Origin of the sequence: Hahella sp. CR1, from assembly GCF_029813005.1 — a bacterium.
GTDB lineage: Bacteria > Pseudomonadota > Gammaproteobacteria > Pseudomonadales > Oleiphilaceae > Hahella.
The window spans coordinates 325317-349029 of the sequence record NZ_JAPELK010000001.1 but is presented as its reverse complement, the minus strand read 5'-3'; the positions used below and the strand labels follow the sequence as shown (position 1 = coordinate 349029).

At 54.3% G+C, this 23713-nt stretch carries 23 protein-coding genes; 10 read left to right on the top strand and 13 right to left on the bottom strand.

All coding sequences use genetic code 11. The features are described from left to right. From ONV78_RS01575 to udk, 4 genes are all read right to left on the bottom strand, one after another. Positions 1 to 744, bottom strand: coding sequence for a hypothetical protein (locus ONV78_RS01575; RefSeq protein WP_279500526.1), 744 nt, complete (start codon positions 742 to 744; stop codon positions 1 to 3). Next, a complete protein-coding gene (locus tag ONV78_RS01570) occupies positions 731 to 1663 on the bottom strand; it encodes a DUF692 family multinuclear iron-containing protein (protein WP_279500525.1) in 933 nt (310 codons plus the stop codon). The genes ONV78_RS01575 and ONV78_RS01570 overlap by 14 nt, the downstream gene beginning before the upstream one ends. Positions 1664 to 1726: 63 nt before the next feature. Continuing rightward, on the bottom strand, positions 1727 to 2089 hold the full coding sequence (locus ONV78_RS01565) for a hypothetical protein (RefSeq protein WP_279500524.1): 363 nt from the start codon (positions 2087 to 2089) through the stop codon (positions 1727 to 1729). Between the two features lie 224 nt (positions 2090 to 2313). After that, positions 2314 to 2940 (bottom strand): uridine kinase, encoded by a 627-nt coding sequence (udk, locus tag ONV78_RS01560; RefSeq protein WP_011394096.1) that lies wholly within the window; start codon positions 2938 to 2940, stop codon positions 2314 to 2316. A 311-nt stretch (positions 2941 to 3251) separates the two neighbouring features. Between udk and ONV78_RS01555 the strand changes: the two genes are divergently transcribed. The 4 genes from ONV78_RS01555 (at position 3252) to ONV78_RS01540 (ending at position 7992) form a co-directional block, all read left to right on the top strand. Continuing rightward, positions 3252 to 4562, top strand: coding sequence for a hypothetical protein (locus ONV78_RS01555; protein WP_279500520.1), 1311 nt, complete (start codon positions 3252 to 3254; stop codon positions 4560 to 4562). Positions 4563 to 5259: 697 nt separating this feature from the next. Beyond that, positions 5260 to 6063, top strand: a complete 804-nt coding sequence (locus ONV78_RS01550) for a rhodanese-like domain-containing protein (protein ID WP_279500518.1) — start codon at positions 5260 to 5262, stop codon at positions 6061 to 6063. Positions 6064 to 6190: 127 nt separating this feature from the next. Next, positions 6191 to 7507: a sulfite oxidase gene (locus tag ONV78_RS01545; RefSeq protein ID WP_279500517.1), complete on the top strand. Its 1317-nt coding sequence runs from the start codon at positions 6191 to 6193 to the stop codon at positions 7505 to 7507. A 155-nt stretch (positions 7508 to 7662) separates the two neighbouring features. Further along, positions 7663 to 7992 carry a hypothetical protein gene (locus ONV78_RS01540; protein ID WP_279500516.1) on the top strand — a complete coding sequence of 110 codons (330 nt, stop codon included), beginning with the start codon at positions 7663 to 7665 and terminating at the stop codon, positions 7990 to 7992. Positions 7993 to 8020: 28 nt separating this feature from the next. On the opposite strand, the gene hypA is transcribed toward ONV78_RS01540, so the two are convergent. The 8 genes from hypA to ONV78_RS01500 form a co-directional block, all read right to left on the bottom strand. Further along, positions 8021 to 8362 carry a hydrogenase maturation nickel metallochaperone HypA gene (hypA, locus tag ONV78_RS01535; RefSeq protein ID WP_279500514.1) on the bottom strand — a complete coding sequence of 114 codons (342 nt, stop codon included), beginning with the start codon at positions 8360 to 8362 and terminating at the stop codon, positions 8021 to 8023. Further along, positions 8355 to 8831, bottom strand: a complete 477-nt coding sequence (locus tag ONV78_RS01530; protein WP_279500512.1) for a hydrogenase maturation protease — start codon at positions 8829 to 8831, stop codon at positions 8355 to 8357. The genes hypA and ONV78_RS01530 overlap by 8 nt, the downstream gene beginning before the upstream one ends. Positions 8832 to 8849: 18 nt before the next feature. After that, positions 8850 to 10322, bottom strand: a complete 1473-nt coding sequence (locus ONV78_RS01525) for a Ni/Fe hydrogenase subunit alpha (RefSeq protein WP_279500510.1) — start codon at positions 10320 to 10322, stop codon at positions 8850 to 8852. A gap of 11 nt (positions 10323 to 10333) precedes the next feature. After that, positions 10334 to 10897: an NADP oxidoreductase gene (locus tag ONV78_RS01520; RefSeq protein WP_279500508.1), complete on the bottom strand. Its 564-nt coding sequence runs from the start codon at positions 10895 to 10897 to the stop codon at positions 10334 to 10336. Further along, the gene (locus ONV78_RS01515) at positions 10894 to 11652 is read right to left on the bottom strand and encodes a 2Fe-2S iron-sulfur cluster-binding protein (RefSeq protein WP_216735319.1); all 759 of its coding nucleotides are present in this window, start codon (positions 11650 to 11652) and stop codon (positions 10894 to 10896) included. The genes ONV78_RS01520 and ONV78_RS01515 overlap by 4 nt, the downstream gene beginning before the upstream one ends. After that, on the bottom strand, positions 11649 to 13484 hold the full coding sequence (locus tag ONV78_RS01510; RefSeq protein WP_279500504.1) for an NAD(P)H-dependent oxidoreductase subunit E: 1836 nt from the start codon (positions 13482 to 13484) through the stop codon (positions 11649 to 11651). The genes ONV78_RS01515 and ONV78_RS01510 overlap by 4 nt, the downstream gene beginning before the upstream one ends. Positions 13485 to 13631: 147 nt before the next feature. Continuing rightward, positions 13632 to 14309 carry an NAD-dependent deacylase gene (locus ONV78_RS01505; protein WP_279500502.1) on the bottom strand — a complete coding sequence of 226 codons (678 nt, stop codon included), beginning with the start codon at positions 14307 to 14309 and terminating at the stop codon, positions 13632 to 13634. A 138-nt stretch (positions 14310 to 14447) separates the two neighbouring features. Continuing rightward, positions 14448 to 14990 carry a glutathione peroxidase gene (locus ONV78_RS01500; RefSeq protein ID WP_279500499.1) on the bottom strand — a complete coding sequence of 181 codons (543 nt, stop codon included), beginning with the start codon at positions 14988 to 14990 and terminating at the stop codon, positions 14448 to 14450. Positions 14991 to 15199: 209 nt separating this feature from the next. Between ONV78_RS01500 and ONV78_RS01495 the strand changes: the two genes are divergently transcribed. The 4 genes from ONV78_RS01495 (at position 15200) to ONV78_RS01480 (ending at position 20076) form a co-directional block, all read left to right on the top strand. Then, complete coding sequence (locus tag ONV78_RS01495; RefSeq protein ID WP_279500497.1) at positions 15200 to 15970, top strand: glutathione S-transferase N-terminal domain-containing protein; 771 nt, start codon at positions 15200 to 15202, stop codon at positions 15968 to 15970. A gap of 407 nt (positions 15971 to 16377) precedes the next feature. After that, positions 16378 to 17307 (top strand): hypothetical protein, encoded by a 930-nt coding sequence (locus ONV78_RS01490; RefSeq protein WP_279500496.1) that lies wholly within the window; start codon positions 16378 to 16380, stop codon positions 17305 to 17307. A 103-nt stretch (positions 17308 to 17410) separates the two neighbouring features. After that, positions 17411 to 18295: a DUF3365 domain-containing protein gene (locus ONV78_RS01485; RefSeq protein WP_216735325.1), complete on the top strand. Its 885-nt coding sequence runs from the start codon at positions 17411 to 17413 to the stop codon at positions 18293 to 18295. A gap of 347 nt (positions 18296 to 18642) precedes the next feature. Continuing rightward, positions 18643 to 20076, top strand: coding sequence for a serine/threonine-protein kinase (locus ONV78_RS01480; RefSeq protein ID WP_279500493.1), 1434 nt, complete (start codon positions 18643 to 18645; stop codon positions 20074 to 20076). A 54-nt stretch (positions 20077 to 20130) separates the two neighbouring features. On the opposite strand, the gene ONV78_RS01475 is transcribed toward ONV78_RS01480, so the two are convergent. Continuing rightward, positions 20131 to 21495 (bottom strand): substrate-binding domain-containing protein, encoded by a 1365-nt coding sequence (locus ONV78_RS01475; protein ID WP_279500491.1) that lies wholly within the window; start codon positions 21493 to 21495, stop codon positions 20131 to 20133. 286 nt (positions 21496 to 21781) lie between these two features. On the opposite strand from ONV78_RS01475, the gene ONV78_RS01470 reads away from it, so the two are divergent. Both ONV78_RS01470 and ONV78_RS01465 read left to right on the top strand, forming a co-directional pair. Beyond that, complete coding sequence (locus ONV78_RS01470; protein WP_279500490.1) at positions 21782 to 22537, top strand: DUF1566 domain-containing protein; 756 nt, start codon at positions 21782 to 21784, stop codon at positions 22535 to 22537. Between the two features lie 93 nt (positions 22538 to 22630). Beyond that, a complete protein-coding gene (locus ONV78_RS01465) occupies positions 22631 to 23635 on the top strand; it encodes a serine/threonine protein kinase (RefSeq protein ID WP_216735329.1) in 1005 nt (334 codons plus the stop codon). The last annotated feature ends 78 nt before the right edge of the window (positions 23636 to 23713 follow it).

The window sequence follows — 23713 nt, the reverse complement described above, 5'->3', positions numbered from 1 at the left end:
TTAAACCAGACGCAAGGCCCGCTCGGAGACCAGCCTTTCCACCACACGAATTTTATGTGGGCCATTCTCTAACAGGCGATCAAGAGGCTGTGGCGCTGCGCATTGTTGTAGAACGTCTCTTTCCGTTGCGGTAGCGGCTCGCCAGTACTTTCTGACGCCGGGGGCCGCCAGTACTGGATGGCTTCCTTCGGCGGCAGGCAGAGGTTGGTTCAACATCAGGGCGCAGAGTAGTTTTTCCGGCGCTGCGGGAAACTCGATTAATTGCGACATAGGCGCGATGACTACGGAAAAATTACGACAGCGATTACTGTTCGGCTCCATAGGGCTGACGGGAGAAAGTCGATATTCGTGAATCGCCTTCAGTGCGCTCTCGAACGTGGCCAGCGCCTTGAGCAGGGGATCCGCCGTATGCTCGCAGATGAAAGTTTTGAACGACATCGCCTCCGGTACAAAATAGAGGGAACGGCAGGGCGTCGCCCGCATATATTCCTCCACCAGCGCTTGTAACTGTAAACGTTCCAGCAGACGTAAAGTCAGTGGCGCTGCGATTTGCAGCCTGGCTTTACGCCACCATTTTTGTACATCGCAGGTTACCTGAAACCCTTTGGACAGACTGAGTTCATGCAGCCAGGTGCGCTCCGCCTCATTTAAGTTCAGATGACTTAGATCGACCTCGCCCGAGCAAGCGGAAGTGTGGGAGTGAATCATCTCCACCATCGCAATTTGCAGATTATGTAACGGCATAGCGGCGCTCCTCTTTTACGGGTTGGCGATGACGCAACCAGATTTCTCGGGCTGTTTGCAGTTGTTGCTGAACGCCTCGTTCGCTGACGATATCCAACGCCTGCTCCAGCAACTCGTAGGTGATTGCATTGGCGTTAGGCGCACGCGGCAGAGTCCAGTCCAGCAACTCCCACACTGGCTGCGGCGTTTTGTCACTGTGTACGTCCAGTTGCAGGCCCTCATGGACAGCGCCGCCCGCTACGTGAATCTCGACCACCCGGCTCATATCCAGGCGACTTAATGCTTCATAGACATCAAACCCAAAATTGATCGCGTTGCAGTAAAGGTTGTAGAGATCAAGCAAGAGACCGCAGGAGGTTCGTTCGGTGATGCGATTAAGGAATTCAATCTCGTCCATGCCGGCGTCATGGGGCATATTCGGGAGGTAATAAGTCGTGTTCTCCAATAGAAACGGGACCTGATAACGCTGCTGTATCGCTTCTATTCGCGGACAAATGATATTCAATGCTTCCTCCGTGAACGGCACGGGTAATTGCACGCCAGCGTGTAAGCCTGCGCCTTCTGCGGTGCGTATTTGCAGAAATCCCAGGTGTTCGCTGTGCCAGTGAAATGGCTGCACGTCCGCAAAGTCATCCAGAATACGGATGTAGTCCTGAGTCCAACCGCTGGCGGAGCCTATCGACAGACCGAGGCCATGCACGACGACGGGATACAGTCGACACCACTCGATGGCTGCGCTGAGCCGATCAGGGCTGAAGCCAGTGCGCCGTTGCGCGCCGTCCCAGTACTCCTGGCACAAAATGTCAGGACTGACTTCAATAAAGTCGATCACGTCCTCACAGCCGCGTAGAAGAGGAATAAACTCCGGCTGATAGTTAATGCCGACGCCCAACTTGGGCAAGGAAGATAAAGCGTTCATGGCAAAGGCTCCGGCTGCTGTCCCGCCGGTCCGGCAGACCGGACCGGTTGAGTTAATTGGCGCTTATCCGCCGTACAGAGTGACGTTGACGGGAATCTTTGACTGGATTTTGACAAGGGGGTCCAGTCCCAGGCGCAGATCGAGACCGACCAACCCGCAGGTAGGGCAGCCTGACTGGTTCAGAATCTGTTCCAGAATATTCTGCAAGTCCCAGATGCTGACTTCGTACTGCGGATCGAATGAAGCGCTGACAGTTTTACGGTCGCGGGATACGCCACTGTCGTCCGCGGCGGAAGCGACGCCGGAAAGACTGGTGATAGAGGCTGCGCCAGTCACCAACGCGGCGTTACGAAGAAAGGTGCGGCGATCGCTTTCGCTGGCTTGTGGACGAGTGCTTGCGGATACGTCGTTAGTTGTGTCGGACATCGTGTCTCTCCTTTGCGGTTGTGTTGTCTGGCGGGGTCGGGCGAAAAATGGAAATTCCCGTTTAACAACCCCTGAAGACAGAGCTTAAATCCAGAGAGACGACAGAGCAGCGCAATGTGGCGCAAAGGAATTGTGAAATACTCACGTTTGAGACTTGCGAGAGGAAGACAAGTTTGGCGTTAGGACCCGTTGTCATCGTCAACGCAACAACGGGTCTTTAAAAATTAGGCGAGTAGCTGCTTGATGCGGGCCTTCAGCATCTCGATGGCGACTCGGTTTTTGCCGCCTTTGGGGACGATGATGTCAGCGTATTGTTTGGTGGGCTCTACAAACTCGAGAAACATGGGGCGGACAGTGGATTTATACTGTTTGATTACCGATTCCATGGTTCTGCCACGCTCTTCTATATCGCGCTGCAAACGTCTCAGCAGGCAGATATCCAGGGGCGTGTCGACAAAAATACTGGTGTCCAGGCGACTGCGGATATTTTTATCCGACAGCAGCAGAATGCCTTCAATGATGATGACCCGACGCGGCTCCATGGAGATCGAATCTTTAGCTCGGTTGTGCTCTTTGTAGTCATAGACCGGTACATCAATGGCGCGCTTTTCCTTGAGCTGGTCCATGTGACGCACCAACAGACCGTGGTCGAATGCGGAGGGATGATCGTAATTGGTCTTCAGCCTTTCCTCCATGGAAAGGTGAGTTTGGTCCTTGTAGTAAGAGTCTTCTTTGATAATGCCGATATGGTGGGCGCCAACTTCTTCTTTCAGTTCGTCATAGATTGTGACGGATAAAAGGCTCTTGCCGGATGCGGAGGCTCCGGTGATGCCAATAAAAATGGGAGACATGCAGGAAATATCCAAATGTGGTCAGACCCGCCTAGTTTAATGCCTTGCTCCTGAACTGTCATGAACAGGGTCAATATTCCTGCCAGATTCCTTGTAAGCGGCATAGGGTTCGCCCCAGGTTATAGCCTGTCGTTTTAACGTGTAAATTAAGCGCTGCAGAGATAAGTTATATAAAAAACAATGTGATATGCCAGATCTGGCGTCCTTTTAGAGACTGCGTTCCAGCAGTTCGTCACAACCCATCCATCTCTGCGGACCTATGGCGAAGGCTTTAATTCGCTAAGCAATTATCAAGGAAATATGGAGTTTATATGATATCGACGAATCCCAAGAAACCGTTCGCTTACCTGGCTGTAGCCGCACTTTCCACTTTTGCTGCTGCGCCTGCTATGGCGGCCCCTGCGCCCACGCCTCATCATTTTGTTATTGAGCAGGATTTTGAGTCAGGTATGAGGACCTTTGATCCTGTTGTTATCGATGGGGTAAAAGTTTTTCGCTGGTGGGGAAATCCTCCTAACCCTTCAGTGAGTAATGAGAGGCCGAAGGATGGGAATTATTCAATGAAGTTCCGATTCGATGGTGGAGGGACAGATAAAGGGGCTGCGTCTGAGCAGAGATTCGAAATTCCTGGAGGAACATCGTCACTTACAATTCAATATGACCTATTCGTTCCGGAAAACTTCTATCACCGAAAAACGGGGAGAGGTATAAATAACAAATTTTTAGTTTTATGGTCTGGGTTGTATGGATCTTCCGTCGCAAATAATTCGGCTGCATTTGAATATTGGCCTTCCCCAATTTCGGAAGGAGACTCAAGATTATCTTACCATTTAGGCTATGCAAAAAAAGACACGAGCCATGAGTACCCATCTACTGATTTAATCCTCAATCAGGCTGAAGCGGGGCAATGGGTAAATATAAAAGTTAAAGTTAAGCTATCAGAGCCAGGAAAAAGTAACGGAGAGTTAACAGTCTGGAAAAATGGCTCTGTATATCTGAGTAAAGCTGGCCTTGATAATTATTCCTCCTATGGAAATTATGTTGATAGAGGTTATTTATTTGGCACAGCCAATAGTGGGTTTGATGAGGACACAGAATTTTTTATAGACAACTTAAGAATAGAATTGGATAACTATATTTATAGAAACACCAAACTGATTAATTTCCGAACATATACAGTTACAGGCTACGATCCAGATCAAGACCATGGCTTAGCCGATACCAAGCTTCAAGGGCATGACTTTCTCTCGATTAAGCTGACTGGTAATGCTTGGAAGAAGATAACATTTCCATACACTATCACTCCAAATACGGTTATCGAATTCGATTACTCTAGTGACGCTGAAGCTGAGATTGAAGCCATTGGCACAGCTAAGGCAGATAAATACGATCAGGGAGCTACTTTCAAGCTAGCTGGCACGCAAGGGAGCTCCGCTGGCATCAAGGATTTTGATAACTATCCTGGCAATGGAATCAAGCATTATGAAATTCCTGTAGGTCAATACGTTAACGGAGAATATAAATACCTAACCTTTATCCGAGATAACGACGTAGCGTCACCAACAGGCTATAGCTTATTCAGTAATATTAGGTTTTACGAAAAAGAAACAACGAACAACTAAACGCGCACTATACAGCTTTAGTTGTTTAACCTGAAAAAGTATGGCGGGCTGACTTGTGTTTTGTCGGCCGTCAAGTTTGGCGTTAGCCATACATAAACAAAAGCGCCTCTGATGTTGGTGATTAGCCTGCGTTAGAGGCGCTTTTTTATTGTTGGGAATAAAGTGGGAAATTGATGAAAAACAGGTAGTAATGTAAAGAAATGTTTCAGAATTGATTTAAATGTTACTTAACAGCGTTAATCTCAATAAATTCTGTTATTTCAGTTGATCTGCACGCATCAATTGTTTTATTAATGTTCGCCACGAAGTATCACGTTAGATGACGCGGCTTCGCTTCTCTGCAATCATAACGGACGCGTGCAGCTCTGTGAGCGGCGCGCTTTTTATTAATGGAAAACGAGGATATAGATGGATTTGCCCATGGACAGAATACTCTCGACCTTGCCCCTGACCTGTTTCGCTCACTCAAGCTTCTCCAAATTGACCATTTAGTCCGTAAGGCTGTCTTGGACTCACTGCGGTTCGGATAATTTTCGGCGTTTTTGCTGTGCAGACGCAGAGTCTGCGCGGGTATTGCTACGCATGTGCGCCGCACCAACGCTTTGAGGAAAGCATGCCTGACGATTCGCCTGTTCGCGCTTGATGTTTGCAAACATAAGTTCGGTATAAACAGCTTTATAACAAAGGACGTCATAAGATGTTTACATGTTCGCCACGCAATCTGGCATATATTGTATTTCTTCTTTTCACCCTCTCGGCCCATGCGGAAGAAGACGAGTTTCCCGGTCGTCGCCAATATCCGGCCGTAGATTTCATTGAACTCCAGGAGTTTTATCAGCAGCTGGCTGCTGGCGAAATCGTCGCCGTCGACGTAAGGACGGACTATGAGTACAACACGCTGCATATAAAGGGCGCTTTCAACGTTTCATACACATCCCATAACTTCGCGGAGGAAATGCAGGCGTTGCAGAAGCAGCATCCCGGCAAGAAGCTGGCGTTGTATTGCAACGGTAAAACCTGTCTCAAATCCTACAAAGCCGCCAGCAAATGCCGCAAATACGGCATTGATAACGTCATCGTCTACGACGCCGGGGTGTTTGATTACGCCAAAGCGTACCCGCAAGACACCAATCTGTTTGGCGAAATCCTGGGCGATCCCGCTCGCCTCATCGGCAAGGACAAACTCAAGGCGCACACGATCACTGTGGCGGAGTTTGAAGATAAAATCGTCAAAACCGATGGCATTGTTCTGGATGTGCGCGACAAGCAGCAAAGAGAAGGCATCGCTATCTTTTTCATGCGTGAAAAACGCGCGCCTTTGGATCGTCCGGATTTGATCGACCGATACATCAATCAGGCGAAGAAACGCAACGTGCCGCTGTTGATCTACGATCAAGCGGGCAAGCAGATCCGATGGCTGCAGTACTATCTGGAGAAGCAGAACGTATCTTCCTACTACTTCATGGCCGGAGGAATCGACGAATACTATAAAACGCTTTAGGCGGACCAGACCGGCCGTGCGGAAGCGCCTGTCGGGCGCTTTCCGCGCCGCCTGAGCGTAAATGAGCGTCGTTTCCAATTTATAAAACCACCCTAGGCAAGGGACATAAAAAAAGTGAGGAACCACCATGACGGATGATAAGAAAGAACGGGGGCTGTATGAGTTATACGCGGATGATCCAGAACGCGCGGACTATCTGGTGTTTGGGCGTCGCGCCCACTCTGATCGACGCGGCTTTTTGAAAGGCGCCGGCCTGGGCGCCATGGGGGCGATGCTGGGAATGGCGATTCCTTTTCATCGCAATTTCCCCTCCGGTCTGATACCGGCTGCGATGGCGGAAGACACGGAAATCGGCTTATTCGGCGGTAAAGACGGACTGACCTTGCTGAACGACCGTCCTATCAACGCGGAAACCCCCGCTCACTTGCTTGATGACGCGGTTACGCCCACCAGCCGGCATTTCGTCCGTAATAACGGCGTCGTGCCGGAGATCGCGCATCGCATGGATGCGTCGGACTGGAAGCTGACCATCGACGGCGAAGTGGAAAAAGTGCTGGAGCTGTCGTTGGATGAGCTCAAGTCCAAGTTCAAACCGGTCACGCTGAAGCTGCAGTTGGAGTGTGGCGGTAATGGACGCGCGGCGTTCAATCCCCCGGCGAAGGGCAATCAGTGGACAGTGGGCGCTATCGGCAACGCCGAGTGGACCGGGGTGCGTTACGCGGATTTATTGAAGGCGGCGGGCGTCAAACCGTCAGCGATTTATACTGCGCATCACAGTCTGGACGGACACTTGTCCGGCGATCCCAGCAAAACCCCGATCTCCAGAGGCGTGCCTATTTCCAAGGCGATGGACCCTCACTCCATCATCGCCTATGCGATGAACGGCGAGCCTCTGCCGGCGCTGCATGGCTTTCCAGTGCGCACCATCTGTCCGGGTTGGCCGGGCTCCACTTCGCAAAAGTGGCTGAGCCGAATTCAGTTGCGGGATGTGGTGCATGATGGCCCCAAAATGACCGGATCTTCCTATCGCGTGCCCAAATTCCCGGTGGCGCCCGGAACGCATGTTGCGGACGAGGACTACAAAATCATTGAGTCCATGCCGGTCAAGTCCCTGATCACCACGCCACAGACAAACCAGACCATCAAGACGCGCACTCTGAAAGTGCACGGCCATGCCTGGGCGGGGGATAACGTGGTCAAGCGCATGGATATCTCTTATGACTTCGGCGTCACCTGGGTGCAGGCGGATCTGAAAGCGCCACCCAATCCATACTCCTGGCAGGAGTGGTATGCGGAAGTGACTTTCCCCACTCGCGGATACTATGAAATCTGGGCCAGAGCCACGGATGACAAAGGCAACATGCAGCCTTTCGCTGTGAACTGGAATCCAAAAGGGTACCTGAACAACAGCATGCACCGTATTGCGGTGATCGTGGACGCTTGATCCGGGATAGTGGTTAGCGCCCAATGATGTTGGGATGCTGACAGATGCGCCCTGGCTTTTCTCTCATTGGAAAGAAGAGCCAGCGGCGTGCTTGTGTAACCCTGGCTAACCCAGATATTTACGTCTTTAATCCTCCCTTAAAAAGAGGAAAAACCATGACAATAAAAACTCTGACTCCTCTCCTGTTCGCCAGCGCATTGAGCCTGACGACTTCTGCAAGCGGCGCGGAGTCTCCATTCGGCTCGGACTGGCCGGAAGGCCCTGGATCGCAGGAAGCCGGCGCATTGTGCGGCGCCTGTCATTCCCTGGCGCTGGTGAAACAGCAGGGACTCAGCAAAGAAAGCTGGGATGAAGTGCTCACCTGGATGCAGGAAGAACAGGGCATGCCAGAACTCAATGCGGAATTACGCAGTCTGATTCTGGAGTATCTGTCGACGAACTTTAATCCGGAGACGCACGCCCAGCGTCGCAATAACGCGCCATGACGGCGCCCATACAGCGCCGGATTCAGGCTTATTCCACCTCTACGCCACGCACGCGTACTTCCATACCGGCGGTGACTTGTACGCCAAACTTCCCGCAATGAGCGCAGGGATCGTAGAGTTGGTGGAGTGGGGTGGCCTGGCGGCAGTGCGGGCATTGGCCTGCGCCGGGTATGGAGAGGTATTCCAGTGTGGCGTTTTCAACAACCGTGCCTTTGGCGACGGCGTTGAAGCAGAAGTCCATGGCGCTGGTCTCGACGTGCGACAGTTCGCCGATTTCCAGCACGATTTTGACGACCCGCTGAAAGCCTTCCTTTGCCGCGCTGTCCTCAATCAATTGCACGACGTTCTCCATGATCGACAACTCATGCATGACCGCGATGTTTCTCTCTGCTCTGCAACCAGCTCGCCAGATAGTCGAAAGCCTGATTGAGGTTGTGTTGCGCTTCTGGCGACAGCGCTTCTTCGAATCGATCGAAAGCATACCCGCGAATGCCCATCAGGAAGGCTTCCGTGTCGGCGCTAAACAAGGTGCGGGACAAGGTCACAACCGCTTGCGGCGACAACACATGGCTGCTCATGGGGCACTCGTCGTCCGCTTCGATTTGCTGAAGAAAAAAAGGTTTGCCGCCACGTAGACTGGCGTCGATAAAGACGACCTGCTGATAGCGGCTCAGCTCCAGGGCGTCTTCCACCGTGAGCTGGTAGTTGGTTTCCACCGTCACGCCAGCAAGATTAAGCTCCGCAATGCGGTCCGCGCAGGCGGGTCCGAGTCCGTCATCCTGGCGGCCGGGGTTGCCGTAACCAATCACCAGGGTGGATAGATTGATGTCCTTGGTCATTGCTGGGCTCCTTTGAACTCAGTCTGAGGGAATGCCCTGTCCCATATGCTGGCTGTTGCTGTGAACGAGCGTTCCGTCAGCATCGAACAGCTCCACGGTCAGCGGCATTTGCCCCAGAGCGTGGGTGGCGCAGGACAGGCAGGGGTCATAGGCGCGTACGGCGACTTCCACATGGTTCAGCATGCCCTCCGTGATGCGTTTCTTACCGCTCAGATATTTTTTCGCTACATCCGTAACGGCCCGGTTCATGCCGTTGTTGTTGTGAGTAGTGGAAACAATCAGGTTGCAGTAAGTGATCTGATCGTTTTTGTCGACTTTGTAGTGGTGGAATAAAGAGCCGCGCGGCGCTTCGATAACGCCGACGCCCTCTTCCCGGCGTTCTCCAGTGACTCGGAGATCAGCGCCTTGCAGGTCCGGGTCCAGCAGCAGCTCGTGAATCTTCTCCACGCAGTGCAGCACTTCGATCATCCGCGCCCAGTGATAGGCCAGGCTCATATGGTTGGGCTTATTGTGGGTCAACGCCCTGAATTCTTTATGCTCGGCGTTCGCCAGGGGCGTATCGATAAAGGCGACATTATTCAGGCGGGACAAGGGGCCGACGCGATACCAGCCATCCAGCGCGCCGCGACTTTTTATGAAGGGAAATTTCATGTACGACCAGGGCCGCACTTCCTCCATGATGTAGTCATTAAAGTCCTGATAATCCACGTGATCGAAGATAATATTGCCAGCGGAGTCAGTGGCGCGCAGGCCGCCGTGATACAGATCCAGCGCGCCGTCTTCGCGCACCAGGGACAAATGACTGGAGTTGAAGTTGGCGAACTGCTCCACCTGAGACAGGTGCTCAAGCGTGTACCGCTTGGCGACGTCCACCGCACCTTTGGCCCAGACTTTCATCTGCTCAATGTCCTGCAACAACAGATCTCTTTCCTGCAGAGACAGATTTTTGTTGATGCCGCCGGGGATTGCGCCGGTGCCGTGAATTTTCTTACCGGCGGTATGCAGAATCACCTCTTGGCCGTATTTGCGCATCAGCACGCCCTGTTTGGCCAGATCGGGAAACTCTTTGATGACGTTGAAGATATTACGCTTGCCGCGAGGCGCGTCGAAACCAAATAACAGATCCGGCGAGCTCAGGTGAAAGAAATGCAGGACGTTGCTTTGCATCACCTGACCGTAGTGCATCAAACGGCGCATTTTCTCCGCTGTCGGCGGCAGTACGTCGGCGCCGACGATCACATCCATCGCCTTGGCGGCGGCGATGTGGTGGCTGACCGGGCAGATGCCGCAGAGACGCTGTACGATCACCGGCGCCTCCCATAACAGGCGTCCGCGAATGAAACGCTCAAAGCCGCGAAACTCCACAATGTGCAGGCGGGCCTCCGCCACGTTGTTGTCGTCATCCAGGTGAATGGTGACCTTGCCGTGACCTTCCACGCGGGTGACCGGCTCGATTTCCACAATGCGGGTTTTGGGCTTATCAATATTCATCAGCGCCAGTCCTAGTCGTATTTGATCATGTGGTATTCCTGCAGCGCCGGCTCGCCTTTGATCAGCGCCGCCAATGTGGCCCAAAGCACTTCACCAGACGGTGGGCAGCCGGGAATTTGGTAGTCGATTTTGACCACTTCCGCGCAGGTGTATACCTTGTCCAGCAACAGCGGCAGCGCTGCGTCATTGGGAATCTGATTGTTGGGGTTATACACCTTGGCGCTGCTGGAATAGGCTTCTTCCAGGCACTCCCGCAATGGGTCTTCCGAATGCATGATAGCGTTACGCATCACCGGCAGGCCGCCCATGATGGCGCATTGCCCCACCGCCACCAGCACGTCGCAGTGCTTGCGGAACTCCTGCAGGGTGTGGACGTTTTCTTCATTGCAGCAACCGCCCTCGATCACGCCGATATCGCAGCGGCGGGAAAAGGTTTTGAAATCGGTCAGCGGAGAACGGTCAAACTCCGCCAGCTCCATCAATTCCAGAATGTGCTCATCCATGTCCAATAAGGACATATGGCACCCGAAACAGCCCGCCAGAGAAACCGTGGCGATGCGCTTTTTACGTTTCATGACTGTTCCTCGGACGGATCGATCTGATGCACGGCGATACGGTTTTTATGGCGGGCTTCAATTTCCCAACCGATGGGTTTGTTGTCGAACTGGCGTTGGCCTATTGGGGCGAAAAAGCCCTCTCTTTTACGAATGATACAGCCGACCGGACAGACCTCCAGAGACATGGCGTAGTCGTCAATGGAGGCGTCGCTGGCGGCCAGATTCTCCGCATTGACGCCAATCCGCTTATGAATGCCGCGCCCCACATATTCAAAGATATTCTTGCCGTCCACATCCCGGGAGGCGCGAATACAGCGCCCGCATAAGATGCAGCGGTTGGTGTCCAGGGCGATATCCGGGTGGGAGGCGTCCACCGGGCGCACCGGTTGCAGATAGGGATACAGGCTGTCCTGGGAAATGCCCAGGCGATAAGCCATGGCCTGTAGCTCGCAGCGACCGCTGGCCTCGCAGATCGGACACAGATGATTGCCTTCGTGAAACAGCATGCGCACCAGATCGCGGCGGTAACCCTGGACTTGCGGCGTATCGTTTTCCACCACGACGCCAGGTTCCGCAGGCTGTGTGCAGGCGGCGGCAGTGCGACCGTTGACCTTCACGGTACAGACGCGACAACTGCCTTGTGGAACCAATCCCTCCACGTCGCACAGACGGGGAATGTAAACACCGGCGTCGTCGCAGGCGTCCATGATGGTCTGGCCGGGCTTGGCGACGACGGTTTCTCCATCTACGGTGAATTCGAACTCTGTGCTCATTCCTTGTCTCCATAAGCCGGGTCATAGATGAGCGAGCGCCGCTTGGCGATGATTCTGGCCTCGTCCAGCGCCTTTTGAATATTGAAACCCGCCTGCATGCCGTCAGGTCGTTCCTTCACCATGGCGGAGTATACCAGGGGGAAATATTCCATGGTGGAGAGAATGGGGTTAGGGGAGGTGTGCCCGAGTCCACATCTGCTGGTGGCGATGATGGTGTCGCTCAGGTTGCGCAGATAATCCAGATCCTCCGGTTCGCCCTCTCCGTGCATGATTTTTTCCAGCCCTTTTTTCAGGAAGACGTTGCCCACGCGACAAGGCGTGCAGTAGCCGCAGCTTTCCTCAATGAAAAAGTCCATGTAGTAGGCCGCGGCTTCAAGAATGTTGCGGGAGCTGTTGAAGCAGACAATGGCGCCGGCGGAGGCGAGATCTTCAAAACACAGGCGGCGGTGAAATTCGGTGCGCCCCACTATCTGGCCGCTGGCGCCGCCCACAACGATAGCGGCGGCGTCCTGGGCGCCGGCCTGCTCCAGAATCTCTGCGAGAGTGACGCCAAAGGCGACTTCATAGATGCCGGGACGCGCACAGTCTCCGCTGACGCTGAGCAATTTGGTTCCGGAACTGCCCGTGGTTCCCATGCCGCGAAACCAGGGTGCGCCTTGCTCCATGATGCGTGGAACGCAGCTCAGGGTTTCCACATTATTGACCACGGTGGGATAGCCCAGATACCCCGATTGCACGGGAAACGGCGGGCGATTTTTGGGTTCGCCGCGCTTGCCTTCGCAGGAGCTGATCAGAGAGCTTTCTTCCCCGCAAATATACGCGCCGGCGCCCATCTGAATCCGAATATCGAAAGTAAAATCCTTTCGTCCGAGAATGCCCGAGCCCAGTAAATTCTGTTCCCGGCGACGTTGCAGTGTTTCTTCCAGGTAGGCGCGCAGATAGCGGTATTCGCCGCGCAGATAGAGAATGCCGTGGCGGGCCCCTACCGCGTAGGCGGCGATTGTCATGCCGGCGAACAGCAAATCAGGTTTTTCGGTCAGCAACACGCGATCCTTGAACGTGCCGGGTTCGCCTTCATCCGCGTTACAGATGACATAACGCTCTTCGGCGGGAGTGTTCGCCGCCAGCCGCCATTTTCTGCCAGTAGGAAACCCGGCGCCGCCGCGTCCGCGCAGCAGCGACTCTTCGACCTGGGCGATCACCTCTTGCGGAGATAACTGCAAAGCGGCGCGTAGACCCTGTTCTGGATCGGCGTCGGTCAAAAGGACCGGCCCGGGCTGGCGAATATTATTGTGCACCATGGCCTGAACCAAAGGGTGGCTGTTAGCGCCATCGCCGGTCTTGCCGATCAGCGTTTGCGGGTCTTTGGTCTTGCGCAGAGTTCGCAGAATACTTTTGACTTTGGCTGGCGTCAGACGGGTGACGACCACATCGTTGATCAATGCCGCGGGGGCCTGATCGCACATACCGATGCAGGGGGTAAACTCCAGGGAAAAAGCGCCGTCGGCGCTGGTTTCGCCCGGCTGGATTCCGAGAGCGCCGGAAAACGCCTCGGCGACCGCCTGTGCGCCGGCATGACGGTCAATGATGTCATCGCACAAGCGAATGGTGATATCGCCTTTGCGTTTGTCGGAAAAAAAGGCATAGAAACTGACGACGCCTTCCACTTCCACCCGATAGGTTCCGGTAAGCGAGGCGATTAGCGACATCGCCTCGCCATCAATACAGCGCAGCTTGTCCTGCACCTGCCACAGGATGTCCATCATCCGGCGCGGATCGTTGTCATAGTCGGCGCAGGCTTGCTTGATGAGAGTTGCGTTATCGTTATCCATGCTTCGTCCCGTCGGCGCGTGCGAGATTTCCCGATTGGGTTGATGACGCTGAGCGGCGAACGCAGGTCGCATCGCCGCCCAGCGTATTCCATAGTATCGTCAGTCAGGGAAGGTATTTTGACGTGCGTCTGTTTTTCCCTGAAAAATCTATAGCTTAAGAGATGCGATCCATTCAGGCACACCGGCGCAGGCGGTTTTACGGATAATCGTGGCGCCTTTGACTTTCACATCTTCGCCGGGATCGATCACCGTTATTGGACAACTGGGCGGCGCGGCGTACGCCAATCCTGCGGCGGGATAGACCTGCAGAGAGGTGCCCACCACCAATAGAACGTCCGCCGTGGCGACGATATCCGCAGCGGCCTCCAGCATCGGAACCATTTCTCCGAACCAGACCACATGCGGTCGCATTTGTTTGCCTTGAGGACATAGATCGCCCAGCGCAATATCCCGGTCATCCAGATCAACCAGATAATGTTCATCGACACTGCTGCGCGCTTTCATGATTTCACCGTGCAGGTGGACGACGTTGCTGGACCCTGCGCGCTCGTGCAAGTCGTCGATGTTTTGCGTAATGATGGTGACGCGATGTTGCGATTCCAGCGCGGCGAGGGCCATGTGTGCGGCATTGGGCTGGGCTTCCCGGGCTTGTTGGCGACGGGTGTTGTAAAACTCCAGCACCAATTGCGGATCGCGTTCCCAACCGCCGGGGGACGCCAGATCATGTACGCTGTATTGTTTCCATAGTCCGCCCACGTCCCGGAACGTAGGCAGGCCGCTTTCGGCGCTTATGCCAGCGCCGCTGAGCACGACGATATGAGCCACGAACTTTCCTCAGAGTATGATTAGCTGTGCATTCGCCGGCATGTACGCCGGCCCGAACAGGACCGCTGACGTTAAGCGGCCCAACAAGGCTAAACATAGCCCGGCGCGGCGCCGGGGTAAAGCTCGGACGAATCGGGCTTAGAGAACGCTCTCCACGGCGGCGATGAAGTCCGGGTCCTCCGGTGTAGTGCGGCTGGGAAATGCGGCGACAACGCGACCTTCTTTGTCTACCACATATTTATGAAAGTTCCATTGCGGAGGCTTCCCGGTCTGCTCCGCCAGATTACGGAACAAGGGATGCGCGTTGGGTCCTTTGACGGGGTGAGCGTCCGTCATGGTGAAGGTGACGCCGTAATTAACGAAGCACACTGCCGCAGTTTTTCCTGCATCGCTGTCTTCCTGATTAAAGTCGTCCGAGGGCATGCCGATGACTTCCAGGCCTTGTTCCCGATAGCGCTTATACATCGCCTCCAGCCCTTTGAACTGAGGGGTAAAACCGCAGTAGCTCGCCGTATTAACGATCACCAGCGGCTTGCCGGCGAAGCGTTCGCATAAATTGATGGATTGACTGGAGTGCAGCTTTTTGACGTCGCCGTCCAGCAAGGCGGGACAGGCCGCCAGCGCTGACGCGCTTTGACACAGTAAAAGGCTTAGTAAGGCTGTTTTGATGAATCTGGGCATGACCGTTTTCCTTGTTAGTCAGTACTGACTGATTGTGCGGCAGGGCGCTGGCGAAAGTCTATGATGACCGAGTGCGCGCGGAGTAGCCGTCCCCAATAAATACGGAGCCGGTCTTACTATAGATTGCGAGTTGTTTGCTCGCGCCACTTGAACCGGTGAAAAAAGCCGGCCTAGAATAATTGACCTTTGGTCATTATGAGGCGTTAGCCATGTTCAACTCTCACAATTTTGATGTGCTTGGCTCCACGTTGGCGTCCACCCTGCGGCGTTGGCGGGGCACGATGGGCAGCCGCAAAACGGCGCAACCCGAGAAAACGCCAGAACTGTTTGATCGCGAAGGCTGTCCGCATTGCCGTCTGGTGCGGGAAGCGCTGACGGAGTTGAACCTCGACGCCATGATTTATCCGGTTCCGCAAGGCGGCGTGAGGCATCGTCAGCGTTTGCAGGAACTTTCCGGTGGCGACGCGGTCCCATTTCTGTACGATCCAAATACGAATGAAAAAATCGCGGGCGCGCAGGCTATCGTCACATACCTGTTTCGTCAGTATCGCGCCAAACAGCCGCCTGCGGCGTTGAGGGAATCCTTCATCAATCTGACGGGCTCCAGGCTGGCGACTTTGGTGCGTGGAGGGAAAGGCCTGAAGGCGGCGCCCTCCAATGCGCCGAAGAAACCGTTGGCGCTGTACAGTTTTGAATCCAGTCCCTTCTCGCGGCTGGTGCGCGAACGCTTATGCGAATTGGAAATACCCTATCTTCTCGTCAACCTGAGTAAACAACAGTTGGCGGACCTGGGGCCGGCGGCGCAACGGCTGCATTTGGGCGAATACAAACCTTTGCCGGGAAGTAAAAGAGAGACTTTTCTCAAGGAACATGGGCGTGTACAGGCGCCGTTTCTGGTGGACCCGAATCGCGGTGAAGGCGCAGGACTGTTTGAATCCGCGGAAATTCTCAAGTATCTGAACGCCGCTTACGCTGTCTGAACCTGCGGATTGTGCTGATAATTACTTGAAAGCATTCATATTCCCGCCGCGCTATACTGTCGCTCCTTAACCTATCGCGCGTCCCTGCAACCTAATGGACGCGCGCCGCGTGTTCTATCAGGGAGAGTCCTTTCTTTGGGAGTGGGTGAAATGAGGAGGGCGTTTCGCAACAAACTCTCATGACTATCAAAATAGGCATTGAAGCCAACGCGGGCAATTGCCATGATTAGCAGCTCGGCCTGCGCCGCTTATCGCGGTCGGATGCGCCAATTATGGAATCTCGAACAACTATCTGGATGAATGTGCTAGGGCTAGAAATGAAAAATAAGTTGTCTGCGAAGGACTTGTGCTTCTCTATACCGCGTAATTTGCTTCTGGTGGGGGCGGTTGCTCTCAGCGGTTGTAACATGTCTTCAATCAAACCCTCGACGGACTCCGGCGCCAAGACGGAAGACAAGCAGTACGCCACTCCCTCTACTACTGAAACGACAAATGCGACGACTTCGCAAGAAGCGGCGACGTCAACCACGCCAGGCATGACGGACGCAACCTCGGAAGCGGGATCTGCGACGATGGAAAGCGCCGATGGCGCTGATCAGACAAACGCTGGCAAGACGGCGCAGAAGACCACATCGACTGCAAAACAGAAAACCACTACGCCCGCCGCTAAAAAGACCGTAAAGGAAAAAACGGCGACCAAGAAAACCGCCAGCTCCTCAAACGGCGCTTCTGCGAAAAAGAAAGAAGCGGAGAAGCCGCAAACCAAGCCGGCGGCGACTAAAGATAAAGAAAGCGTAAAGAAAGACACTGCGAAAAAAGAGACAGCGGATACCAGCGCAGAGACAAAACCTGTCGTTGAGACCGCTATGCTGTCGCAACCAAAAGAAACATCAGGACTACAGATTACCGGTAGCATGCTGCCCTATGATTTCGGCGGCTGGATGCTGGAGAAGGATTGGGATAGCGCGCACATCGGCGTATGTCGACTGCGTTCGGAGCGTCATCCGATATTCGACGGCTATGAAAATTCCAATGTATGGATTGAGGTGTTGGCCAAGGAGATCAACGTATACACCAGATCGAACCTTGACCTGACCTATCCCGGCGTCGGCCTGCAATTAGCGGAACAAACCGTTCTGGACTTTAATGAAGTGTTTCAGGAGACAAACGCGCGGATAAAAGGAGACCATAGCCGCGCGCTGCAAAACGCCAACAAACTGACGGTTAAATTAGGTTTCTGGCCAAGCTGGCCGCAAACCCAGACCCAGCAGGCGGTGATACCGGCGACGGTGTTGAAGCAGGCGATACCGGTTTTTCTCAACTGCAAAAACCTGTAATCACGCATTAGACACGGAACGAATGGCGGCGGCGTCAAAGGTAATTGTTACGACCGCCCAGCCGAACGAAAAAAGTAAATCATAGCTGAAGGATGTTTCGGGGATGACCTTAAGACTTAAATTTAACCTTGTATTGGGTTTGGCTTCTTGCGCCGGCATCGCTCTGGCGGCCTTTCTGGTTTATGAACTGTTGCAGAAAAACGCGCGGGAAGAGGTGCTCGACAGCGCCCGGATCATGATGCAGAGCGCGTTCGCCGTACGCGGTTACACCGTTGATGAAGTGCGTCCATTGTTGGCGTTGCAGCAGAAGCGCCAGTTTTTACCGCAGACCGTGCCGGCTTATGCGGCGCACCGCTATATTGGCAAGCTGCAGAAGGAATATCCTGAATACAGCTACCGGGAAGCCACGCTGAATCCAACCAATCCAGCGGACCGCGCTTCGGATTGGGAAGCGGACATTATCAACCATTTTCGCAACAACGATGGCGCGCCGGAACTGGTCGGCACCCGGGAAACGCCGACAGGTCCCTCTCTCTATATGAGCCGCCCAATCAAGATCACTGACCCGAAATGTCTGGCCTGTCACAGCACCCCCAGCGCGGCGCCGCAGACCATGATCGACATGTACGGCAGCTCTAACGGTTTCGGTTGGAAGCAGGATGAAGTGGTCGGCGCCCAGATCGTATCGGTGCCTATGTCGCTGCCGCTGCAACGGGCGGATGAAACCTTCAAACTGTTTATCGGCTTGCTGGTAGGCGTCTTCCTGGTGATTGCGGTGCTGCTCAACGTTATGCTGGACTTTGTGGTTATCCGTCCGGTCAAAAAATTGTCCGATAAAGCTAACGAAGTCAGTCTGGGCGCGTTGGAAGCGGAGGAAATGCCGGTGAAAGGCAACGATGAGATTTCTTCTCTGACTCAGTCCTTTAACCGTATGCACCGCAGTTTGGCTAACGCTGTCAGATTGTTGGACGAAACTGGCGAGCCTTGAGCATAAAGTAGCCAGTTCAGGCGAGGCATCGATGCGCCCGCCGACCATGTCGGGCGCGTCTGCATTACAACCTTTTAAGTGGCCGCTATGGCGATGACGTGAAGGTTCGCGCTATATTGGCCGCATTGTAAGTCAAGTCCGGGACCTCTTCTCAAACTTACAAAAATCAACGAATTGGTTTGTATGGTTCAAGTAAGCGTAGAGTAAGCTTACCTATACTGAAGGACTTTTGGGGATACGCCGCACTGCTCTGTGCGCAGGCGGGTTAAATCGGATGTTACACGGAAGACGGCTGTCGGCGCCCGCTTAGCGGCGTGGCGGTTTGCTTTGCTCAGTACGTAAGAACTATGTCGACGAAACCACCATTTGACGTAATCGGAAAATATAGCGTTGAGTCCACCATCGGCCAGGGCGCAATGGGCGTGGTGTACAAAGGCCATGACCCGGACATCGATCGCCCGGTCGCTATCAAGATGCTGCACGCCCACCTGATGGTGGACCAGACTGACGGAGGCCTGCTGGCCCGTTTCCGTCAGGAAGCCCAGGCGGCGGCCCGCTGTCTGCACACTAATATCGTTACCGTCTTTGATTTCGGCGTCTTCAAGAACTCGCCCTATATGGTGATGGAGTTCGTCGACGGCATCGATCTGCGTTCTTTCCTGCGGGAAAACATGCAGCTTTCCGTACGTCAGATTGGCGACTTGGTCATTCAGGTGCTGGAAGCTCTGGATTACGCTCACCTGAAAGGGGTGGTGCACCGCGACGTTAAACCCGCCAATATTCTTTTGCTGGAATCCGGTCATGTGAAAGTGACGGATTTCGGCGTCGCAAAACTGGATACCTCCGAGCTGACTAACGTTGGCGACGTAATCGGCACGCCCAGTTACATGTCCCCGGAAGCGCTGCGCGGCGACCGGGTTGACGGACGTAGCGACCTGTTTTCCGCCGGCATCGTCTTACTGGAGTTGATCGCCGGTAAACGTCCGCAAAAGGGCGGCTTGCCCTGGACGGAGAAAGAAATTCTGCAATTCATCGCCGATAGCCCCACGCTGCCGGTGCAATTGGATCGCGCCTTCTCTGGTCTATTGGCTAAGGCATTGACCGCAGAACCGAAAGACCGTTATGAAACCGGACAGGAATTCGCCATCGCCTTGAAGACGCTGTTGGCGCCTAATCAGGTGTATGTGCCGGATCTCAATGATCTTGCTGCGACGGTGATTCAAAGCAAGGTTACTTTCGCTGGTCGTCAGACGGACCAACCTTCCACCTACAGCTCCGCGTCAAGCTCCCAGATAGCGCTGTCGCCGGAAGTGTCTCTGATTTTGAGTCAGACGCTGGCGCCGTTTCTGGGGCCGGTGGCGCATCATATGATTCGCAATGCCGCCGCCTCCTCGACGAGTCTGCAGGAGATGATCGAGAAACTTTCCCGCCATATTCCCAATGAAGTCGAGCGGCGTAATTTCCTCAACACGTTGAATCGTACTGGGATTCGCTCCATGCCCAGCGAAACCACTGGCAGTGGCGCATCGCGCATCACCACCATTGGTACGCGTTCGTCCATCAGGCCAGGCCAGGCCGGTCCGTTGACGTTGAGTGGAGAAACCTTGCAGAAGCTGACTCAGTTGCTGGCGCATCATGTCGGCCCACTGGCTTCGCGGCTGGTGCGTAAATCGGTGAAAAGCTCGTCGGATATGGAGACGCTGTTCAAGGACTTGGCCAACAGCATTCCAGACGAATCGGAACGCACCCAGTTTATCTCCAAGGCGCGTAAGTCGATCTAGAAATCTAAAAGGCAGGATCGCCGCTAGGGAACCCAGCGGCGATTGGTTGTTCTATTACTTCGCGTCTTTGCGCACCCAGACTTCCACTCGTCCGTTACGGCTTGCGCCATGCTCGCCGCCGCTGGCGCCAACAGACATGTACTGTCCATAGCCGGTTACCGCCTTGACCTCTGCGCCGCGCTCTTTCAACGCCCGGTTAACTGAGTTAGCGCGCAGCTCGGACACCATTTGCGAGCGCAGCTCATCTCCGCTTTTGTCTGCGAAACCAATCAGCATCAGATCTGCTGGCGAGCGACCGCTTTGGCGCAAATACTCCAATAATCGCTCCAGATCGCGCTGGGCTTTGTTATCAAGCTTGCTGCGTCCGGCGGCGAAGCGGAAGTTCACCGTCAACCGATTGTAATTGCGGGTTAACTGGCGGAAAGATTCCGGGACGCTGTTATCCAGTTTGGGATCGACTTCCACAATATTCTGAGAAACAAAGCCGCTGTCCGCGACAATGTCCTGGCCCATGGCGGAGTGTGTGAAGTGGATAAACCCATCAATGGCGGCTTTATCCGGGCGCCCACTGGTGTAGAAGAACAAGCGACGCGCCAGGGGATAGTCTTCCGTCGCCAGACTGAGTTGATCCGGCGCAATGGCGGGGCTGTTCGCCTCGGCGATGGCCAAAGCTTTGCTGCTGCGCACAGAAGCGAAGCCGCTGAAACCAATAGCGCCGCGATCTTTGCTGACGTCGTCGGACAACTGATCGTTGGATTCATAACGTTTGGCGGTTTTCACCAGCTTATAGGCATCGCCGAGCACTAAACTGGAGAAGGTATCCCAGGTGCCTGAGCTTTCGTCTCGGGCGTAAACGGTCACTGCCATATCCGGGCCGCCGACCTGCTTCCAGTTGTTGATTTTGCCGGAAAACAGCTCCGCTACCTGAGTGGTGGTGAGAGACTTCACCGGATTGCGCGGATGCACCAGTATGGCCAGTCCGTCAACGGCGATGACGTGCTCTGAATCCAGCGCTTTCAGGTCTGCGCCCTTCTTATGTTCCTGCGCTTCGGAGTCTTTGACGGGGCGGGATGACGCCCACACGTCCGCTTCTCCGGATTTTAATGCTTTATAACCGGTGCTGGAGCCATGAGCGGCGACTTTGACGGCGATGGATTTGCCTTGCACGGTTCCGCTGACGACGGCTTCATTTTCTTTGCCGGCGCTTTTCACCGTGACGTTCTGCGCCCCGCGCTCTTCTAAGTAGCGTTTTACCAGAGCCGGGGCCAGGGCTGCGCCAATGGTGTTGGAGCCATGAACTTCGAATAAATATCCTTTTGTGGGAACGTCTTCCTGACTGAATGGGGTTAACGCATAGACACGCAGGCTGGCGAAGATTAGCGCCAGGCTTATGAAAGCGGTGAACCGACGTGCGCGCACAATTTTTATATCTCTCATTTGAAAAGAACAGTGTGTCAGGTTGGAAAGGAGCGTAGATGCTATTAAGTATTTATGACAGAAATATGACAGAACTGTAACAAAAGGTTCCGAATTGGAAGCCGCATCGTTTCAGCTTCGTCATGCATTTATGACGAAGTATAGTTCAAATAAATGAATAAAATATGATAGGCAACGAGCGTACTTTCTCTGAGAGTCCATACTAATTTGGGTATAGGTTATGCTCAGGGACGAATCTCCTGCTTGCTGAATATGAGTTGAGCCTGATATGCGTCGATCTGTTGCTTGGGCCACGTTCCTGGAAGTGGTGTGCGCGATTCTGCTGTTGGCGGCGCTGATCGCCGCGTTGTTGTATATCTTCAACACCCCTGAAGCCTCTCTGCAGGATGAGGCGGTGGCGCTTGATCAGAAAAATCCGGAACTACCCAATACTGTAAATGGTTCGGGCGAACAGGAGCAGACTCCTGCTGGCGCGGATGAGGGTCCTCGATTCGTTAAAATAGACGCCGGCGGCGCAGAGCTGTCGCCAGAGGCGGGGGAGTGGTCCTGTGTATTTGATCGCAGTACCGGGCTTTTGTGGGAAGTTAAGCGGACTGACGGTGGTCTGCAGGACGCGGAGCACACCTACTCGTGGGCGCGGGAAGGCGACTTGCCGGACGCGGATGCGGAGCCAGACACGCCGCCGCCGGGAGGCAGCGTCTATAACCGTGGACTGTGCCTGTATTCTGAATGCGATACCGCCGCCTATGTGAGGGAGGTGCAGGAAATAAGTCTGTGCGGCGCTTCCAACTGGCGTCTGCCTGAGGCGGCGGAGCTGCGGACCTTGGAGCACCCCACCCGTTATTATCCGGATATCGATACGGACTTCTTTCCCAACACCATCTCCGGCAATTACTGGACCTCGACGGAAGTGGAAAAGGCGAGGACGCTGGCCTGGTCCGTGGACTTTAATAATGGCTTTCCCTATATCGCGGAAAAGCGCTTGGCGCATCACCTCCGGCTCACTTCCGGACCCGTTCGCTAGAGGCGCTAACGCAATTCCATGTGGGTAAGGTTCACTATCGCTGAACCGGTTCAGATCTGATATGTTGGGCGCACTTGGATACAGGATCTCAACATGACTGCGCCGAACACACATCCTTTCGATGCTTTAACCCCCGAATTTATCATGGACGCCGTCGAGAGCCAGGGCTATTTATGCGACGGACGTATCTTCGCCCTCAATAGCTACGAAAACCGCGTTTATCAGGTGGGCGTAGAAGGCGCCGATCCCCTGATCGCTAAGTTCTACCGGCCGAATCGCTGGAGCCGGGAACAAATCCTCGAAGAGCATGAGTTCTGTTATGAACTGGTGGAGGCGGAGCTGCCCGTGGTGGCGCCGCTACGCCTGGACGATGGCGGAACGCTGCCGCAGGCGGGAGAGTTTCACTTCTCTCTGTTTCCCCGCAAAGGCGGCCATGCGCCGGAACTGGATAATTTCGACAGCCTGCTGACCTTGGGTCGTCTGTTGGCCCGTATTCACGCGGTGGGAGCGGTCAAGCCCTTCCAGCATCGTCCGCGCATCGATACGCAAAGTTTTGGCCGCGACGCGGTGGCGTTGGTGCAGGAACAATTCGTTCCCAGTGAATTACGCGCTTCCTATGATTCATTGACGCGTGATTTATTGCAGGCGCTGGAAGAAATCATTGGTGATGGCGGCGACTATGTTTATATCCGCACTCATGGCGACTGCCACGTAGGCAACATGCTGTGGCGCGATGACGCCGCTCATTTCGTGGATTTCGACGACACCCGCATGGCCCCGGCCATACAGGATCTTTGGATGTTGCTGTCTGGCGATCGCGCCAATCGGACGGCGCAGTTGGTGGAAATCATTGAAGGGTATAACGAATTCTATGATTTCCGTCCTTCTGAACTGAGACTGGTCGAAGCGTTGCGGACGCTGCGCATGTTGAACTACTGCGCCTGGCTGGCCAGCCGTTGGAGCGATCCCGCGTTTCCGCGCAACTTCCCCTGGTTCAATTCCGCGCGTTATTGGGGAGATCATATACTGGAGCTGCGTGAGCAACTTGCGGCGCTAAACGAAGAGCCACTACGACTCCCTTCCTATCAGGTTCGCTAAAGCGCGATCCAGTCAGATTGTATCGCCATGTAGGTATTGAAACCCGATACCTCGCATGGCGGATTCCGACACTTTCCG

Bases quoted from the DNA above. Each gene is read 5' to 3' on its own strand.
- ONV78_RS01575 (WP_279500526.1), bottom strand. From the start codon at position 744: ATGCCGTTACATAATCTGCAAATTGCGATGGTGGAGATGATTCACTCC.
- ONV78_RS01570 (WP_279500525.1), bottom strand. From the start codon at position 1,663: ATGAACGCTTTATCTTCCTTGCCCAAGTTGGGCGTCGGCATTAACTAT.
- ONV78_RS01565 (WP_279500524.1), bottom strand. From the start codon at position 2,089: ATGTCCGACACAACTAACGACGTATCCGCAAGCACTCGTCCACAAGCC.
- udk (WP_011394096.1), bottom strand. From the start codon at position 2,940: ATGTCTCCCATTTTTATTGGCATCACCGGAGCCTCCGCATCCGGCAAG.
- ONV78_RS01555 (WP_279500520.1), top strand. From the start codon at position 3,252: ATGATATCGACGAATCCCAAGAAACCGTTCGCTTACCTGGCTGTAGCC.
- ONV78_RS01550 (WP_279500518.1), top strand. From the start codon at position 5,260: ATGTTTACATGTTCGCCACGCAATCTGGCATATATTGTATTTCTTCTT.
- ONV78_RS01545 (WP_279500517.1), top strand. From the start codon at position 6,191: ATGACGGATGATAAGAAAGAACGGGGGCTGTATGAGTTATACGCGGAT.
- ONV78_RS01540 (WP_279500516.1), top strand. From the start codon at position 7,663: ATGACAATAAAAACTCTGACTCCTCTCCTGTTCGCCAGCGCATTGAGC.
- hypA (WP_279500514.1), bottom strand. From the start codon at position 8,362: ATGCATGAGTTGTCGATCATGGAGAACGTCGTGCAATTGATTGAGGAC.
- ONV78_RS01530 (WP_279500512.1), bottom strand. From the start codon at position 8,831: ATGACCAAGGACATCAATCTATCCACCCTGGTGATTGGTTACGGCAAC.
- ONV78_RS01525 (WP_279500510.1), bottom strand. From the start codon at position 10,322: ATGAATATTGATAAGCCCAAAACCCGCATTGTGGAAATCGAGCCGGTC.
- ONV78_RS01520 (WP_279500508.1), bottom strand. From the start codon at position 10,897: ATGAAACGTAAAAAGCGCATCGCCACGGTTTCTCTGGCGGGCTGTTTC.
- ONV78_RS01515 (WP_216735319.1), bottom strand. From the start codon at position 11,652: ATGAGCACAGAGTTCGAATTCACCGTAGATGGAGAAACCGTCGTCGCC.
- ONV78_RS01510 (WP_279500504.1), bottom strand. From the start codon at position 13,484: ATGGATAACGATAACGCAACTCTCATCAAGCAAGCCTGCGCCGACTAT.
- ONV78_RS01500 (WP_279500499.1), bottom strand. From the start codon at position 14,990: ATGCCCAGATTCATCAAAACAGCCTTACTAAGCCTTTTACTGTGTCAA.
- ONV78_RS01495 (WP_279500497.1), top strand. From the start codon at position 15,200: ATGTTCAACTCTCACAATTTTGATGTGCTTGGCTCCACGTTGGCGTCC.
- ONV78_RS01490 (WP_279500496.1), top strand. From the start codon at position 16,378: ATGTCTTCAATCAAACCCTCGACGGACTCCGGCGCCAAGACGGAAGAC.
- ONV78_RS01485 (WP_216735325.1), top strand. From the start codon at position 17,411: ATGACCTTAAGACTTAAATTTAACCTTGTATTGGGTTTGGCTTCTTGC.
- ONV78_RS01480 (WP_279500493.1), top strand. From the start codon at position 18,643: ATGTCGACGAAACCACCATTTGACGTAATCGGAAAATATAGCGTTGAG.
- ONV78_RS01470 (WP_279500490.1), top strand. From the start codon at position 21,782: ATGCGTCGATCTGTTGCTTGGGCCACGTTCCTGGAAGTGGTGTGCGCG.
- ONV78_RS01465 (WP_216735329.1), top strand. From the start codon at position 22,631: ATGACTGCGCCGAACACACATCCTTTCGATGCTTTAACCCCCGAATTT.